Here is a 17072-nt window from a genome sequence, read left to right as displayed (position 1 = left end):
ATCAAATAATTAAGCCCGGACCATCCTGATCCTGGCGTTGGCGGACTCGCCGCCGAAGTACGCGACAGGATACAGCGCCACGGCGAGACCCGCTCCAACTGGAGAGGCGCGGCATCATTCTGATGGCAATCGCGACAGTATGGAGGATCACGGCGTCCAGACAATTCACGAACGCTACACATCCTTTCAGCCACCGACCGCCGGTCGCGAAAAGTTCAGCTCAGGGTCCGCGCCACACCATACGCATTCGCATGGTTGGGTGGCTGGCGCTAGAATCAGGAGCCCACCTACGAACCGGCTGCATTGCGGCCGGCGTCCCTGATCATTGAAGGACCCCGTACCAGATGAAGATTCTCGTCGCGTACAAGCGCGTGGTGGACTACAACGTCCGCATTCAGGTCAAGCCCGACGGCTCCGGCGTGGTGACCGACGGCGTCAAGCTGTCCCCGAATCCGTTCGATGAAATCGCCCTGGAAGAAGCCCTGCGCCTGCGCGACAAGGGCATCGCCAGCGAAGTGGTCGTGGCGACCATCGCCCCGGCCGATGCACAGGCGCACCTGCGCAACGGACTGGCCATGGGCGCCAACCGTGCAATCCACGTCGTCACCGACCAGGCCATCCAGCCGCTGACCGCCGCGCGAACCCTGCTCAAGCTGATCGAGAAGGAGCAGCCCGACCTGGTGATCCTCGGCAAGCAGGCGATCGACGACGACGCCAACCAGACCGGCCAGATGCTCGCCACGATCTGGGGCCGCCCGCAGGCAACCTTCGCCGGTAAGCTGGACATCGCTGATGGCAAGGCCACGGTGGTGCGTGAAGTCGACGCCGGCCTGGAAACCCTGGAAGTCGACCTCCCGGCCGTGGTGACCACCGACCTGCGCCTGAACGAGCCGCGCTTCATCAAGCTGCCGGACATCATGAAAGCCAAGGCCAAACCACTGGAAACCCTGCAGTTCGCTGACCTGGGCGTGGACGCAGTGGATACGCTCAAGACCACCCACTATGCCGCCCCGGGCAAGCGCAGCAAGGGCGTAATGGTCAAGGATGCCGCCGAACTGGTGGCCGCACTCAAGCAGAAGGGGTTGCTGTAATGAGCCAGATTCTCGTCATCGCCGAACACCTCGACGGCAAGCTCAATGCCGCCACCGCCAAGACGGTCAGCGCGGCCGCGGCCATCAGTGGCGCCGACATCCACGTGCTGGTGCTTGCGGCCGATCCAGGCGCCGTCGCGGCCGAAGCTGCCGCCATCAGCGGTGTTTCGAAGGTCCTGACTATCACCAACGCGGCCAATGCCGCCCCGATCGCGCAGGTGCTCGCGCCGCAGATCGCCAAGGTGGCGACCGGATACTCACACGTGTTCGGACCCTCCACCACTTTCGGCAAGGACCTGATGCCCTGCGTGGCTGCCCTGCTCGGCGTGGCCCAGGTATCCGACCTGATGAGCGTTGAAGGCAGCCACGCCTTCAAGCGTCCGATCTATGCGGGCAACGCGATCATCACCGTGGAAGCGCCTGCCGACCAGATCGTGGTTGCGACGGTGCGCAGCGCGTCCTGGCCGGAAGCCGCACAGGGTGGGAGTGCAAGCATCGAGGCGGTGGAGGTTGAGGCGACCCTGCCGACCCATACGCGCTTCATCAACCTGGCGGCCGCCAGCAGCGACCGCCCGGACCTGCAGAGCGCCAAGCGCGTGGTGTCCGGTGGCCGCGGCGTCGGTTCGGAAGAGAACTTCAAGATCATCTTCCAGCTGGCCGACAAGCTCGGCGCGGCGGTGGGTGCATCGCGCGCGGCCGTGGATGCGGGGTATGTCCCCAATGAACTCCAGGTTGGCCAGACCGGCAAGATCATCGCCCCGGAACTGTATGTGGCGGTGGGTATCAGCGGTGCGATCCAACATCTGACGGGGATCAAGGATGCTGGTACCATCGTCGCGATTAACAAGGACCCGGACTCTCCGATTTTTGAAATCGCTGACATTGGACTGGTCGGTGACCTGTTCACCTTGCTGCCAGAACTGGAAGCTGTGCTTTGACTTAGCTTTCCGCTTAGCCACCAGACAGGTGGTACTTAATCACAAAGTGAACCAACGGCGGAATCAGGGGTCCTTATGAAACGGGTAGTATCCATCTTCATGTGTCTGGCAGGGCTAAGTGCCTGCCAGCAGGAGAGCAACCTTCCGCCAGCAGCAGCGCCTACACTTGCGTCGGCACCTGCGGGCACCCCATCCCGCGCTGATACGACGGATGACCACAGCATCATGCTTGAACCGTCCTCACTCCCGGCGTGCGAGCCGGGGAGCATCGTGAAGGTTCAATGGGATACACATAACCTGACGACCAGTACGGATTTGCAACTGTGGGTCATCGAAGCGGGCAAGGAGAAGCTATTTGCCAGCGGAGGCGTCAGAGGTGAGGCTAGCACGGGCGCGTGGACCCGGCCTGGGACCATTTTTTTGCTCAAAGCCGCAGGTGACGGCGTAGTTGTAGCGAAAGCAATAGTGGGTGGCCCCGACTGCTGACCCTCGTTGTCTGCAGATTGACTCACTTATGCAAGGCCATTTCACACAACAGGAGTTCCGGCGATCTTCGATTGGTCGCCAAACAAGTTTCCTCACGGCTAGAATCGGTGGTCAGCGGACCCCGCACTGGCTAAGGATAGCAATTACGTGTTCGCCAGCTCTAATTTAATCCAGGAAGATCCATGATCCGCACCCATTGTCTCGTCATCGCAGCCTGCCTAGCAGTCGCCGCCTGCACTTCGGAAACTCCGTCGCCCGCTGAAGGGAAGCCGCCTAGTAGCGACAACCAAGCTGCGCCTGCACCACCAGTCGAGATTATCGAAGCGGTGTCGTCAGAAAAGCTCTCGATCACCCCGCGTTCCGTCCCGGCGTGTGACCCGGGAAGCGAGGTCACTGTCAGCTGGAATTACTCTGAACTGCCAGCGGAGTCCAAGCTCGAGCTGTACGTCGTGGGTGACGGTAGTGAGAAGCTCTTTGTTGCGTCAAACAATGTGAACTCAGCGAAAACTGGCCCTTGGGCCCGCCCCGGCACCAAGTTCGTGCTTAAGGCTGAGAGCGCCAGTCAAGTGCTAGCAGAAGCCGTCGTGGGCGGACCACGTTGCCAAGAATGAATAGGCGGTATCTTCGGCTGGTGCCCGCGATTCCGTTCCAACGCCGCTGATTCGCGCTCCGCGCTTGCTCAGGAAGAGTGCGTGCTCGCAGTAGTTACTCAAAAAGAAATCATTTAATGACGCCCAAAGCCATCCCCGTCAACTCTCTTTCACGGCACATTGAGCCGCTGCAGGACGCGCTTGCGTCCGCAGCAACCTCCGTTGTGCACAGCGGTTACTTCGTACTAGGGCCGTCGGTTCGTGCATTCGAAGACGCCTTCGCCGACTACTGCGGTGTAGCGCACTGCATCGGCGTGGCAAATGGCACGGACGCACTGGAGCTTTCACTCCGCGCGGTTAATGTTGCACCCGGCGATCGCGTAGCTGTCGTTGCCAATGCAGCCATGTATGGGACTTCTACCGTCCTTGCATGCGGGGCCGAGCCCATTTTCGTGGATGTACTCGTTGGAAACGCGACGATGGACCCTGCGAAACTCCGGACAGTCTTAGAGGCCCAACCTGTCAAGGCTGTCATCGTGACGCATTTGTATGGCCAATTGTCCCGCATCGAGGAAATCGCAGCGATCTGCGGTGAGTTTGGCGCTTCGCTCATTGAGGATTGCGCGCAGGCACACGGCGCGCGAAATGCGCAGGGTCTTGCGGGGTCCTTTGGAGATATTGCCAGCTTTAGCTTTTACCCGACTAAGAATCTCGGTGCACTGGGTGACGGCGGTGCGGTGACCACGAACAGCCCGCAGTTGGCAGAACGTGTTCGTCAATTACGGCAGTACGGATGGACGCAGAAGTACACCAACGGTATTGCGGGCGGACGGAACAGTCGTCTTGATGAAATCCAGGCAAGCATGCTCTCAGTGATGCTTCCTAAGCTTGATGCTTGGAATAGCCGGCGCCGTGCCATTGCGGCAAGGTATTCCCAAGAAATCAGAAATTCTCAGATCATTACCCACGCCTGCGGGGGCGATGATTATGTCGCCCATCTGTATGTAATCCGCACCCAGAACCGCGACATGCTGAAGGCCCATCTGGACAATGCTGGCGTGCAGACCGATGTGCACTACCCGCTTCCCGACTACAAACAGCCTTGTCATGGCGGACGATTCGATGATGTCACACTCCCGGTAACAGAAGTGGAGGCAGCAACTGTTCTTACTCTGCCGTGTTTCCCCGAGCTCACTGACGCCGAAGTTGACCGGGTCATCGCTGCATGCAACAGCTTCTAACTCCCGCACTCTCGATTGTCGTACCTGTCTACGGCAATGAAGGATCGATCCAGCAGCTGATCGATGCATTGAATTCCATCCGCCAGCGAGTTGATGGGGAGTTCGAGGTTGTCTTTGTCGTGGACGGAAGTCCCGACAAAAGCTATGCGCGTCTACGAGAACTTTTGCCAACGAGTGGATTCAACTCACAACTGCTTGCGCTGTCGCGGAACTTCGGCGCCTTCCAGGCGATTCGCACTGGTCTGGAACATGCCAAAGGGTCCGTGATCGCAGTCATGGCCGCCGACCTCCAGGAACCTCCCGAGCTAGCACTGAAATTTCTGGCGGCACTGTCAGGTGGACAATATGACCTGGCAATGGGTGTTCGCGAGGCCCGCGCTGATCCAGGCGCATCAAAGCTGGCGTCAGCCATGTTTTGGGAGCTTTATCGGCGGTTCGTGATGCCAGATATTCCGAAAGGGGGTGTCGACATCTTCGCAGTCACGCGCCAGACACGCGACCGCCTCCTGCTGCTGAAAGAAAGCAATACAAGCCTTCTCGCCCAGCTGTTCTGGATTGGCGGCAGGCGCGCGTTCGTTCCCTATGAGCGCCAGCGGCGCGAGCACGGAAAGAGCGCTTGGACATTCAAGAAAAAGCTCAGATATCTGTCCGACAGCGTCTTCGCCTTTACTGATCTACCGGTTCGGGCACTGATGGCTCTGGGGTCCCTTTCACTCATTGCGGCAGTCGGCCTTTCCATCCTCATTCTCGCAGCAAAGTTCTCCGGGTGGGTCCAAGTGCCCGGGTACGCCGGAACTATGGTGACGATCCTTTTCTTTGGCGCATTGAACTCTTTGGGCTTGGGCGTCGTGGGTGCGTACGCTTGGCGTACTTTCGAGAATACCAAGGCGCGGCCCTTATCTATTATTCAGTCTCTAGAGCACTTCAAGGAAAGCAGCGCATGAGCTTCTTTTGCCACCCAAACGCCCTTTGTGAATCCACGCAAATTGGCGCTGGGACCAAAATCTGGGCATTTGCACATATTCTTCCTGGCGCGGTCATCGGCAGCGACTGTAACATCTGTGACGGCGTCTTCATAGAAAATACAGTCAGCGTAGGCGACCGTGTCACGGTGAAATGCGGCGTGCAGTTGTGGGATGGTGTACGTCTGGGAAACGACGTGTTCGTTGGCCCGAATGCTACATTTACGAATGACATGTTTCCACGTAGTCGCCAGCATCTCGCCGAGTACCCGGAAACAGTAGTGGAAAACGGGGCTTCCATCGGAGCGAACGCGACCCTTCTACCCGGCATACGTGTCGGAAGCGGCGCGATGGTTGGGGCGGGCGCGGTGGTCACCAGGTCAGTACCGCCGAATGCAATTGTCGTTGGAAACCCAGCGCGCATCATTGGTTATACCGACACGCGCCGAACCTTGAGCAAGAGTTCCAGCAACGCTACCGAAGTGAGGGCAGACCCCGTTGACAGCACCGTCCGCGGGGTTAAGTCCTACACGCTTTCCTCGATTCCAGACATGCGTGGGAGCTTATCCGTCGGGGAATTTGATAGAGAGATTCCGTTCACACCCAAGAGGTACTTTATTGTATTCGGCGTACCTACAGCGGAAACGAGGGGTGAACACGCGCACTGGCAATGCCACCAATTCTTGGTCGCCGTTAAGGGATCAGTGCACGTAGTAGCAGACGACGGATTCAACCGCCAGGAGTTCATCCTGGATAAGCCAAACAGCGGGCTTTACCTGCCTCCGATGACTTGGGGAATTCAATATAAATACTCAGAAGATGCTGTGCTTTTGGTATTTGCATCTGACTATTATGATTCCAGCGACTATATCAGGGATTATGGGCAGTTTCTAGCAGCAACGCAGACATCCGCGCCTGCCTGAACGCCATGCAGCTATCGCGCACAACCAAGTCGTCCATCCTCAGATTTCTCGCATCCGGCGCGGCGAACACTGCGTGCACTTATGTGCTTTACTTAGCCTTGCTTCGCTTCGTCGACTATAGGATTTCTTACACGACCTCCTACCTAGCAGGAATCGTATTGGCCTATGTTCTCAACAGGTTCTTCGTTTTTAGGTCGAGTAAGGGATGGCGGTCCGTTGCGCTATTCCCGCTAGTATACGCCGCACAATACATCGCCGGTATTCTCATTACTTCGTTCTGGGTAGAGGCAGCTGATCTCCCTCGTGAACTAGCGCCTTTAGCAGCGATTTTTATAACGATCCCGATGACCTTTTTGATGTCACGACTTGTTTTTGGGAACCGGCTGAAAGAAGTAAAAGAAGCCAGTAAACGACACGTTGAATCCACTAAACCTGACTGATCTATGACACCACCGCACTTTGCTCTAACTCCGCGCGTAACCGCCCTGTTGGTAATCGGCGCTGTGTTGCTGCTCAGCGTGGCGACCTATCAGCCTGGATTTTTCGGCGATGAGCTCTTTCCCAATTATGTTGCTTCCACCAGTAACTCTTTAGCCGAAACGTTCCTGCGAATAAACGAATATAAAGCGAGACTGGTTTTCAACGGCGTATGGGCCCTGGCGACGTGGAACCAGCTACCAAGGGCGGCCTTTGCCGCACTTAACTCCCTCGCTATGATATGGGCCGCATTACTGTCGTATCAAATCTCAACACGTCTGCTTAAGGCGGGATCCCTCCTTGCAACCTTGGTCGCGCTGGCTGTTGTCATTTCGAGGTTTGGCCTTGTTTTTTATTATGACTACCTTTCCGGAACTATCGGCACGCTGGGACTCGCACTGTTTCTGACTACGGCCTATGTTCTCTGCAAGAGCTTAATCAACCGCGACTTGAACTTGATACGCGGAACAACAGTCATCGCGCTAAGCACTGCTACGGTGCTGACATACGAAACATACATTGCGGGGCTAGCCGCACTTGGCGCATGCACCTTTGTAACCACTGCGTTTCAGTGTAGGCGCACATCCGCTGGCGGCACCGCGGCGATCACATTCGCTACGAGCGTCCTTATGGTTGTCGTGCCCCTGTTGACCTTCGTTGCGGCAACGCGACTTATGTCGACTTTATCGGTTATGACGGGGACAGCGGGCCAAACAATTGCCGTTGACTACGGCACCGTAAAAACGTTCACTCAGTTTTTCTCTAACTCCTTTTTGGGAACCAATATTGGTAATGATTGGTTTGTCGGAAAATTGGTTTCAACCACATCGTTCGGTTGGTATCTTGGCGTCATCTCGTCGATACTTGTGATTTGTCTCTGGATTTGGGCGTTGAGCTCTTCAAGAGGCCGGTGGGACCGACAGAAGCTTACATGCGCAGCATTTGCGCTAAGCGTCGCCTTTGCCACTTTGGCCATCTCCAGTCTCCCGGGTTTATCGCGGGCGGACGCACGTTGGCTTTTTCCTCTCAGCGCTTTGGTCCCTCTCTTGGTGCTGACACTCCCCGTGTCGCTACCACGCAACCTCTTGCTTGTTTCGGGGTTGGGTATCAGTCTGGTACATCTCGCTGCCGGGAATGTGCAAGGTATCTATAATACGCGCGCCTCCGTCGCCGCCGGCGACATCACACGCGCAATGCAAAGTATGAGCCCCGTTGCTTCAAGGGGTCTTGTCTATGGACTGCCTGACAACGAGCTTGAGTGGATACTGGGTGGCGATGCACTTCAGGGCAACGATGTCCGCAGCGGTCAGATATTTTGCCGCGTTAGTTTGCGTAAGCTGCCATGCGTCGACCCGAAATCTGCGTTAGCCTCGAACGCTGCCAGCTCCTATGATTTTTCGCTCATCCTTTCAAATGACGGTTCCAGAAATCACGTCTACCTTGCTTCAGACCGGCTGACAAGGAGTTTGTCGCTCAACGATAAACATTCAGCCAAGTCAATTACGGTGCTTGGTGGCAAGAGCAACGGATGGCCCGATTGGCGCTGGACTGGTGACCGTGCTACCACGGGCGATAGTGTGATAGTTACTGATTTATCCGCCCACGCAACAACTCTTCTTGACGCAGAGCATCTTCGAGGTAAAGCGATTGGATACGAGGTTGCGTCTGCTAATGGCGAGGCAGCTTCATTTCGAATGCAAGTGAATTGGCTTAATGCCGATAACACCCTTATTGCACCGCAGATCGAGGTAGTTCAACTTGGCGGCGTTAAGCCAGAAACTCATATGATGTTGCTTCTACCCCCTCCAGACGCGCGAATGGGCGAAATTTACATCACTACGCATACTCCGGACTCAGCACCCGTCGCTTTCAATGAAGTCTTTCTTGCATCGTTTTGAGCATCATCGGGCTAGGCAATGGATTGCCGCCAGCCGTCTGCTTGCGATGCGCTCCCAAAGTGGGTAACGGTCAGGTCTGGCATTCAGTTTCTCTGCTGGCGCGTCCGACGGAACTGGGGGACCTGTCTGCATCGCGGCTCCCCTCAGCCCAATACTCCAAGCTACTGAAGTGTGTCGTTGGCAAGGAAATCGTTTCGCGCCCCCGAGAAGGCAGGGTTTAGCTCGCCAACCAATGTATTCCGCAAATGTTCGGCCGCCTCGTAATTTTTGTCGAGCATATTACTTCGGGCGACTCGTCTTGCGACACTGATCACTCCAGGCTCAATCGGGCTGGGTGCCAGGCGAGCTTACAGGCGCGCGGTAACTCAAGCTATCGTTGCTGCTAACTGCTCGGCATGATCAGCGGTATCAGCCAACAAAGGCTCGTTTGCGTCCTTCGTCGTCGTAGGAGTGCCGCGAACTGTCCATGCTGATTCGGGCACGGAGCAAGGCGGGACGACACTCTCGCTGAAGCTTTCATCGCATTCCCCCTCCTCGACTGACTAGAAGTAAAAGTTCTAGCGGGGTCGTTGGGCTAGATCGTGCAAATGGCTATTGATTTTTTTTCGTGAGCCGACGCCACTACCGCCCTGCGACGGCGAACTCGTTGCCATTGCCGATCTCATGACCCGCGGCAATTGCCGCGGAGCGGCCAACCTCCCAGGCACCTGAACACTTCCTAGTCGAATCAGGTGTCCAATTTCGATGGTCAGAGCTCCCAGATCCTAAGCTCCCCCGATAGCCTGGCACCCGATAAGTAGAACTTTCTGGCATCTTTAAATAGCCAGGAGGCTGCATGCGCACATCAAAGTTCAGCGAGACGCAGATCATCACGAGCCTCAACCAGTGCGATGCCGGGCTTGCGGTGAAGGATCTATGTCGATAAGCCGGCGTCAGCACGGCGACGTATTACCAGTGGAGGAGCACGTACGGCGGCCTTGATGCATCCGAACTTCGTCGGGTGAAGGACCTTGAAGCTGAGAACGCCAAGCTCAAACGGATGTACGCGGAAATGGCGCTGGACAACGCGGTGCTGAAGGACCTGATCGCAAAAAAACTGTAGGGCCGGGTCAGAAGCGTGAGGCGGTGCGTTTCCTCACCGAGGTGCACGCGCGTTCCCTGAGCCGGTCCTGCGGTGAGGTGGGCTTGTCTCGTGCGGCAAGGTATGCGCCGCCACTGGACTGGACCGTGCGCGATTCGGAGTGGATCTCGGCTTTGGCCAAGCTAGTCGAGGAGCGGCCAAGTCGAGGTTTCTGGAAGTGCAGTGATCAACTGCGCAAGAAGCGGCCAGATTGGAACCTGAAGCGGATCTGTCGTGTGTATGAGGCGATGAAGCTCAACCTGAGAAGGGCCGCCAAGCTCCGCCTACCAAAGCGCGAGCGGGTGCCGCTGTATGTTCCCAGGCACCCCGATACCGTTTGGTCCATGGACTTCATGAGTGACGCGCCGGCCTGCGGCAAACGATTTCGAACATCCAATGTGGTCGATGACTTCAACCGCGAGGTGCTGCACATTGAGGTAGATACCTCGCTCAGCTCCGGCCGCCTGGTGCGCGTGTTCGAGCAGCTCAAACGTGATCACGGATTGCCGCAGGTTCTACGATCGGACAACGCCCCTGAGTTTCTGGGCGAAGCATTCACCCAGTGGGCCAAACTCAGCGGCGTGGCGCTGCACTACATCCAACCTGGCAAGCCCAACCAAAACGCCTTCATCGAACGCTTCAACCGCACCTTCCGCGAGGAGATGCTAGACCAGCACCTCTTCGCTCGCCTCGAGGACGTGCGCGAGGCAGCGCATTGGCGGATGATCGATTACAACGAGATTCTTCAACATGACTCACTCAGCGGCATGAACCCGTGTAGCACCGTATCGCCTACGCCAGAAGCTCTACTTTAGAAATGTCTGCTTGACGGGGGAGCTTACGCGATCCCAAGCTCCTCGAATCTCCAGGCAGCTTTACTAATAATACTCAGGCACCTGATTACGCTGCCTTAGACGAAGGGGCCAGATGGCGAATCTGTCAAACATACCTAATTGGCGGCGGCCGGCCGTGTTGCCAATTGGCGTTCGCCATGGACGCTTCCTCCGCTTCGTGCGGCACATTTGCAGCGCAGATTTTCCATAAAGTCGCCCTTAGTTCATTTAGAATGCCGGCGCAAGATGCTTGCGGCGGCGCCCCCATGTATCCACATTTCTCGCGCCGGATATTACCGCTCCGTCTTAAATGTGACCGCTCTGGACAAAACACCCCACAGCGCCTTTCGCGAGTAATACTGTGAAATGAACACTCGTTCTTGCACAGAAAGATTGCTCCAGCGATCGTCGCTTCTCAGGATTTCCACAATCTCTGCAGCCATCTCTCGCGGGTCGTCACTAACTGACATGAAGTCTGCCGCGTCTCCCAGACCCTGCATCCCAACCGAGGTTGTAACGCACGGCGTGCCATAGCGCATGCTCTCCAGGACTTTGCCCTTTACCCCTCCGCCGAAACGCAAAGGCGCGACCGATACCCGCGCTCTGCGGTAGTAGCCCTCTAGCGCTTCGTCGGTGACGTAGCCGGTGACTTGAATACTCCCGGAAGCGAGTTCCAGAACCTCCGGCCGTGGGTTGGAGCCAACGAGGGTCACCGCCACTTCGCCCACCTCGTTTTTCACCAAGGGGAGTACCTCCCGGACGAACCATGTGGCGGCATCGACATTAGGGGCATGCGCGAAGCCTGCGACGAAAAGGATTCCGGAGCGCTCGCTTGGCCCCGGAACCTCGTTGTCGGGAACAGGCTCGTAAGCGTAGAGAGGTATGGTCTCCGCGCGCGCGGTAGCGTCAGGAGCATTGGTTGCCAACCATTGACTCACGTGCGACGTCTCGTCCGTGGACGGGTAGAGGATCACATCCGACTGCTGCCACAGCGCGTGCTCGTAGGAACGGAACCGGCGCATTTCAACTTCGAGCTCCTGATCCGGCTGAAGTTGGAGCTGCTGCTGCATTCGCAGGTGGTGGATGTCGTGACCATAGTAAACAAGTGCGGCGTTCGAGTGTTCACGAACGCTCTTCACCAGATCGAACGAGATGTGAGGCCGGTTAAGAATGACCGCCTCGAAATACTGTCCGTGCTCGCTCATCCACGAATCAAAGCGGCCTACGTATTCCGATCCGTACAGCACCTCCACTCCGATCGCTTGGAGCGCTGGTGTGTATGCGAGATCGTGATAGGCATTCGCCGGCCAGAACGTGACCTGCAGCCCTTTGCGCACAAGCATTTCAATGACTTGCCATGTTGCGCGGGACCCGGCGTCCCGATCTGGTTGCGGAACGTAATGATCTACGACGAGCACGCGCCGACGATCACGCGAGCGGTCACGCGCGAGAAACACATTCTCCCCATTGGGAAACTGTCCGGCGCGAAGCGTATCACCCCAGCGGGCCAGGAACTTGCCACGGTTTATACCCTGCCAGGCCTTGACGCCGGAGGACTCGTCCGTACCACTGGAAACACCTTCGTAATGCACAACCACGGACGCAGGCTGCATGTAGACCTTGAGACCATGTGCCCGGACGCGGAACGCGATGTCTGTGTCTTCGTAATAGGCCGGCGCAAAGTGGTCATCGAAACCGTTGAACTCACGGAAGAGCTCTGCGCGCATCATGATCGAGGCGCCGGAAACGTAATCCGCCTCCTTCAAATAACAGTACTGCGGCTTGGTTGGGTCATCCAATCGGCCGAAGTTCCAAGCGCTGCCGTCTGCCCACACGATGCCGCCGGCCTCCTGCAGCCGTCCGTCCGGGTAGATGAGCTTCGATCCGACCAGGCCCGCATCGCTGCGTTGACTGAAGACGTCTACCAGCGCATCCAACCAGCCCGGCGTCACTTCGGTGTCATTGTTCAGCAGACAGATGTACTGACCGCGGGCCAGCGTAAGCGCTTGGTTGCACGAACGCAGGAAGCCAAGATTGACTGGATTGTGGTGGTATCGAAGGCCAGGAATCAGCGCAAGCTTTTCGATCTCTTTATCGCCAGACGCGTCTTCGAGAATGAGAACCTCGAATGAGACGTTTGCACCGGCCTTGGCGATGGACGCAACGCACGCCAAGCTTTGTGCGTAATTTCCATAGGTAGGGATGACGACGGAAACAACAGGCGCGCTTTCGCTCGTGAAGCTTACGGTGCGAAGCGTTTCCTCGGGATTCTGCTGCACCTGTTCAAATGCAAGACCCTCAGGCGGTACAACGCGAGCCTCTTCCTCCTGGCGGAGAAGAAGCCGTTTGACGAGCGGCACGAAAGGCTTCGCCAAGGGATGACGCGCCATGCCGGATTCACGAAGCGACCTGATCACCATGCTCCATTCGCCACGCAGAACCCGCGCTGCAAATCGAACAGGTCTGGTGATCTTCCACGACCGCGAGCTGATGAGGTTATCTGCAAACTTCTGCAGCGCATCAAGCTCTGCCTGGTAGCGCCCGATCAGCTCGGCCACTTTGTGCATGTCTTCGGACGAGGTCACCCCTGCGCGCGGCGACAAGGCGCCGACCTTACTCATGAGTCGCCCGATCTCCTCACGGTGTGTTTGAAGCTCCTCATGGCCGGCATCAGTCAAATCGCTTACAAGGTGTCGCTCTGCCTGTAGCTCATTGCGCTTTTCCCAGAGCTCTGTGAGCGCTTTTTCAAGATTTTTCGCATGCTCCCGCTCACGAGTCAGGTCCGCGGTCAGTTCGGCGACTGCTTTTTTGAGCCCCGCTTCCTGCTCAGCCCCCACACGAAGCGTCTCGCGCAGCATCGCCGTCTGCTCTGACAAACGCGCCGATTCGTCCCGCGCATCACTCAATGCGCTCAACAAGCGGTCACGCTCAATCCCTGTCTGGGTCGACACTTCTAGCTTCTTATTCAGAGCTGCGATTTCTTCGTCTTTCCGGCTGGACAGATTGCTGAGCTCGGCATAGTCCTCGCGCGCACGCTTGATCGACTCCTGCAGCGCCTCCAAGCCGCCCTTCTCCACAGCCAGTTGATGTTGCAGCATGCCCGCAACGTCTTTCTCCCGCTGCAGTGAAGCCATGAGTTCAGCTTCGGCGCCCTCGCTCTTGGCCAGCCTTTCAATCAAGTTCTGGAGGTTGGTCCGGAGATTTTCCTCATTGACCCTCTTCAGCCCCAGCAACTCCTGGTGCTGCTGCAGTGAACTGCGCAGCGATATTTCCTCGCTCCTGTGATGCGCAAGCGTCTCGGACGCCAGGCGCAGCGCACTCCTGAGAGCGCCTTCGTCCTGCGGCCCCGGAGCGGCCACCTGACCCGACGCCGCGTCAACCACATCTCCGCTGCGTTGGCGGACAACGCTGTCCGCAGATGTTAGACCACCCTCCGCCAGAAGCCTGTTGAGACGGCCGACTTCCGCCTCTTCGCTTGCGAGCCGCTGCTGAAGTTCCGAGATCCTTTCGTTAGACGCCCCGAGATGTTCATGCAGGCGATTGACCTCGGCCTGCTCCCTGGCGACATGCGATCGAAGACTTGCAATATCCTCGTCTTGGGCCTGGGCCCATTTTGCAACCTTACGATGGTGCTCGAAGAGATCTTCCGACTCCGCATAAAGGATCGAGGGCGCCAGCGTTGGCAGCAACTCCTTGCGTGCCGCTGCCACAACAACGAAATACACGGCGTCAGGCATTGATGCGACCCGGTTTTCGATCGTCTCGCCAGTGTCCGTCAATGCTTCGTACGCCCCCGTCAGTCCCGCAACATCCAAGGGCACGATCGTCGAGCAGACCGACATGCGATGTCCGCTCATCTGCCACGCAGGAAAATGCCTGGAGATGAGGTCCGTGAACTCCGTCAAATAGAGCTCTTTGACGTGGTACTCGTTATGGTAACCAGCCCTGTCAGAGTAGACCTCTTTATTGGGCGAAGACATTACGAGTACGCCATCCGGCCTCAGAACACGACGGATCTCGGACAGCATCTCTTCCTGCCCACGGAGGTGTTCGATCGTCTCGAACGATACGACAACATCCACGCTGTCCGACGCAAGCGGGATGGCAGCCGCAGAGCCCTGCACGTAATCGAGGTTCGAAATCGATGCGTACCGTACGGCGGCGTGCTTGACCGCCTCATTGGAGATGTCGACTCCGACGACAGACTTTGCGCGCGCAGCAAGCATCGCGCTGCCGTAGCCTTCGCCGCTGGCGATATCAAGCACAGCCTTGCCCTCCACCAAGGGAAGACAGCATGCATAACGATGCATGTGTTCCTGCCTGATGACGCCGTGTTCTGTAGGAACGAAACGCTCCCCAGTGAAGTTAATCATTTCTGCTCCTTGCAAACATCAATATCCATCATGGGGATCCCCATCAACCCAAATCGCATCGTTTCGTCAATTGCCCGGAACTCCAACGCATCGTGGATCCAGTGCTGCTGCGTGTGATCGTGCTGATCGCCGGAAGCAACAGCAGCGTCGATCATGTAGGAGCCAGATGGCATCACGGGCATGCGGAAGGTGAAAGCGCCCGAAACAGTGTCGCCCGCCTGCCCCGACACAGGGGTGTCCCTGCAGGCCAAGTAGCTGTTGTCACCAAAGAGTCGTTGTCCCAGCCGATCCTTGACGTAGAAGCCGACAATCAGATTACTGAGATCGCGCTTCAGCTCCACACGGATCTGCAGGCTTACAACTTCACCGCCTTCCAGAATTTGAACCTTTTCACCATCCTCGCGTGCAAGACTGACCTCGACGATCTGGGCACCCATTGCACCGAATTCTGGTCCGACGTTATCCGGATCAAATTCAAATACCGCCAAGCGGTTCGGGACGGCTCTCGGCTCCGCGCCGCGCATCGATACATCGGCCAGTTCGCCTGAGCGCCGCCTGACCTTCCGTGTGACCACCAGGCCTTCGTCGCCCAGCTCCTTACGGCCGACCACATGCTGCTCGGCCATATAGGCCTCAACGACTTCCTGCGACGTTCCACCCAGCCGCATGCGCCCAGACTCAAGCCAGACGGCGCTTTCGCAGAGATTTGTCACGGCGGCGGCGTCGTGACTGACGAAGAGCAGCGTTCCGTTCTTCTGGAATTCACGCAGAAAGCGCATGCATTTCTGAGAGAAGAACGCATCGCCAACTGCCAATGCTTCATCGATGATGAGAATGTCGGCATCCACGTGCACTATTACCGCGAAGGCGAGCCGAACAGACATTCCGCTCGAGTAGCTGCGCACCGGTTGATCGATGAACTCGCCGATGTCGGCGAACGCCAGAATTTTGTCGATCCGCTGGTCGATCTCGCCGCGCGAAAGGCCCAGGATCGCAGCATTCAGATAGACGTTCTCACGTCCCGTGAACTCCGGATTGAAGCCACTTCCGAGCTCGAGCAAGGCCGCAACGCGTCCGCGAACATTGATCGACCCCTCCGTTGGCGTCAGGGTGCCTGCGATCATCTGCAGCAGTGTCGATTTCCCCGAGCCGTTACGGCCGACGATACCGACTGTCTGCCCACGTTTGATCGAGAAACTGACGTCACGCAGTGCCCAGAAATCCTTGTAGAACGATTTTCGCTTGCCTGCCAGAGCCTGCCACAATCGATGCGACGGGCGCTCGTACATGTGGTACGCCTTCCCTACGCCCTTTACGTCGATCACGATTTCATCGCCTGCTACGTCAAAGGACATCGGCAAACCCCGCGCGCAATTTGCTAAACACTGCGTATCCGAGGCCCGCAACAGCGCAGGCGATCAAGGTGTACATCCCAAGGCCTGCCCAATCGGGCATGCGCCCCCAGATCACCACCTCACGGGTCTGATTGATGATGAAGGTGAGCGGATTGAGTTCGAAGACGATTCGATAGCTTTCGGGCACCGATTCCACCGGGATGATGGCGGACGAAAGGAACAGCATCGCGGTTGCCACGACGCCGGCGATCTGTCCGATGTCCCGGAGATAGACGCCCAGGGCAGAAACGATCCAGCCAACCCCAACCGTGAGGATCGCCAAAGGCGCCAGCACCAGAGGCAGGAACGCGGCCGTAGGGTGGACGTACCCCTTCAGACACAGATAAAGCACCAGCAACACGAGCATGTTCATTGCCAAATGGAACAGCGCAGAGAACGTCATGCTCCACACCAGAATATCCAAGGGGAAAACCACCCGTTTCACGTATCCGGTGTTGCCAATGATCAGCTGGGGCGCGCGAATGAAACACTCGGCAAAGAACCCGTGCACCGTCAGACCGGCGAACAGGATCAGCGCGAAGTCTGTAGTCGAGCCTGAGGATCCAGGCCATCGCCCTTTCATGATGAAGCCGAACGCCAGCGTATAGACGAGCAGCATCAGGAACGGGCTGATGAGCGACCAGAGCAGCCCGAAGCTCGCGCCACGATACCGTCCCAGAACCTCTCGCTGTGTGAGCTCGTAGGTGAGCGACCGATGCTTTCCGAAGGCTGAAAGAATTCCCATA

General features: G+C 57.4%; 11 protein-coding genes and 3 pseudogenes. 11 read left to right on the top strand and 3 right to left on the bottom strand.

The window, feature by feature from the left end; all coding sequences use genetic code 11:
• Positions 1-344 precede the first annotated feature (344 nt).
• From FHY09_RS00830 to FHY09_RS00790, 11 genes and pseudogenes are all read left to right on the top strand, one after another.
• Complete coding sequence (locus FHY09_RS00830) at positions 345-1091, top strand: electron transfer flavoprotein subunit beta/FixA family protein (RefSeq protein WP_166923229.1); 747 nt, start codon at positions 345-347, stop codon at positions 1089-1091.
• On the top strand, positions 1091-2029 hold the full coding sequence (locus FHY09_RS00825) for an electron transfer flavoprotein subunit alpha/FixB family protein (protein ID WP_166923227.1): 939 nt from the start codon (positions 1091-1093) through the stop codon (positions 2027-2029). Before FHY09_RS00830 ends, FHY09_RS00825 begins: the two co-directional genes overlap by 1 nt.
• A 668-nt stretch (positions 2030-2697) precedes the next feature.
• Positions 2698-3126, top strand: a complete 429-nt coding sequence (locus FHY09_RS00820) for a hypothetical protein (RefSeq protein WP_166923225.1) — start codon at positions 2698-2700, stop codon at positions 3124-3126.
• Positions 3127-3242: 116 nt separating this feature from the next.
• Positions 3243-4346: a DegT/DnrJ/EryC1/StrS aminotransferase family protein gene (locus FHY09_RS00815; protein ID WP_166923223.1), complete on the top strand. Its 1104-nt coding sequence runs from the start codon at positions 3243-3245 to the stop codon at positions 4344-4346.
• The gene (locus FHY09_RS00810) at positions 4331-5290 is read left to right on the top strand and encodes a glycosyltransferase family 2 protein (RefSeq protein WP_166923221.1); all 960 of its coding nucleotides are present in this window, start codon (positions 4331-4333) and stop codon (positions 5288-5290) included. The genes FHY09_RS00815 and FHY09_RS00810 overlap by 16 nt, the downstream gene beginning before the upstream one ends.
• Positions 5287-5643 (top strand): annotated as a pseudogene (locus FHY09_RS16400) (acyltransferase); the annotation flags it as partial. The gene FHY09_RS00810 and the pseudogene FHY09_RS16400, both read left to right, overlap by 4 nt.
• A 3-nt stretch (positions 5644-5646) precedes the next feature.
• Positions 5647-5742, top strand: a pseudogene (locus tag FHY09_RS16395) (WxcM-like domain-containing protein); the annotation flags it as partial.
• 48 nt (positions 5743-5790) lie between these two features.
• Complete coding sequence (locus tag FHY09_RS16390; protein ID WP_456362697.1) at positions 5791-6231, top strand: sugar 3,4-ketoisomerase; 441 nt, start codon at positions 5791-5793, stop codon at positions 6229-6231.
• A gap of 5 nt (positions 6232-6236) precedes the next feature.
• Positions 6237-6671, top strand: coding sequence for a GtrA family protein (locus FHY09_RS00800; protein WP_166923217.1), 435 nt, complete (start codon positions 6237-6239; stop codon positions 6669-6671).
• Between the two features lie 3 nt (positions 6672-6674).
• Entirely contained in the window at positions 6675-8606 is a 1932-nt protein-coding gene (locus tag FHY09_RS00795; protein ID WP_166923215.1) for a hypothetical protein, read from the top strand.
• An 835-nt stretch (positions 8607-9441) separates the two neighbouring features.
• Positions 9442-10541: pseudogene (locus FHY09_RS00790) on the top strand (IS3 family transposase).
• 311 nt (positions 10542-10852) lie between these two features.
• Here FHY09_RS00790 and FHY09_RS00785 read toward each other — a convergent pair.
• From FHY09_RS00785 to FHY09_RS00770, 3 genes are read right to left on the bottom strand one after another with little or no spacing between them, the layout of a single operon-like run.
• Positions 10853-14932, bottom strand: coding sequence for a glycosyltransferase (locus tag FHY09_RS00785; RefSeq protein WP_456362671.1), 4080 nt, complete (start codon positions 14930-14932; stop codon positions 10853-10855).
• Positions 14929-16287: an ABC transporter ATP-binding protein gene (locus FHY09_RS00775; RefSeq protein WP_166923213.1), complete on the bottom strand. Its 1359-nt coding sequence runs from the start codon at positions 16285-16287 to the stop codon at positions 14929-14931. Before FHY09_RS00775 ends, FHY09_RS00785 begins: the two co-directional genes overlap by 4 nt.
• A complete protein-coding gene (locus tag FHY09_RS00770) occupies positions 16277-17071 on the bottom strand; it encodes an ABC transporter permease (protein WP_166923211.1) in 795 nt (264 codons plus the stop codon). Before FHY09_RS00770 ends, FHY09_RS00775 begins: the two co-directional genes overlap by 11 nt.
• Position 17072: the final 1 nt, after the last annotated feature.

This window comes from Xanthomonas sp. 60, assembly GCF_011761925.1.
The sequence above is the reverse complement of the archived record's forward strand: the minus strand, read 5'-3'. Positions and strand labels throughout refer to the sequence as shown.

Excerpts from the sequence above, each read along its gene's own strand:
- FHY09_RS00830 (WP_166923229.1), top strand. The coding sequence starts at position 345 with ATGAAGATTCTCGTCGCGTACAAGCGCGTGGTGGACTACAACGTCCGC.
- FHY09_RS00825 (WP_166923227.1), top strand. The coding sequence starts at position 1,091 with ATGAGCCAGATTCTCGTCATCGCCGAACACCTCGACGGCAAGCTCAAT.
- FHY09_RS00820 (WP_166923225.1), top strand. The coding sequence starts at position 2,698 with ATGATCCGCACCCATTGTCTCGTCATCGCAGCCTGCCTAGCAGTCGCC.
- FHY09_RS00815 (WP_166923223.1), top strand. The coding sequence starts at position 3,243 with ATGACGCCCAAAGCCATCCCCGTCAACTCTCTTTCACGGCACATTGAG.
- FHY09_RS00810 (WP_166923221.1), top strand. The coding sequence starts at position 4,331 with ATGCAACAGCTTCTAACTCCCGCACTCTCGATTGTCGTACCTGTCTAC.
- FHY09_RS00800 (WP_166923217.1), top strand. The coding sequence starts at position 6,237 with ATGCAGCTATCGCGCACAACCAAGTCGTCCATCCTCAGATTTCTCGCA.
- FHY09_RS00795 (WP_166923215.1), top strand. The coding sequence starts at position 6,675 with ATGACACCACCGCACTTTGCTCTAACTCCGCGCGTAACCGCCCTGTTG.
- FHY09_RS00785 (WP_456362671.1), bottom strand. The coding sequence starts at position 14,932 with ATGATTAACTTCACTGGGGAGCGTTTCGTTCCTACAGAACACGGCGTC.
- FHY09_RS00775 (WP_166923213.1), bottom strand. The coding sequence starts at position 16,287 with ATGTCCTTTGACGTAGCAGGCGATGAAATCGTGATCGACGTAAAGGGC.
- FHY09_RS00770 (WP_166923211.1), bottom strand. The coding sequence starts at position 17,071 with ATGGGAATTCTTTCAGCCTTCGGAAAGCATCGGTCGCTCACCTACGAG.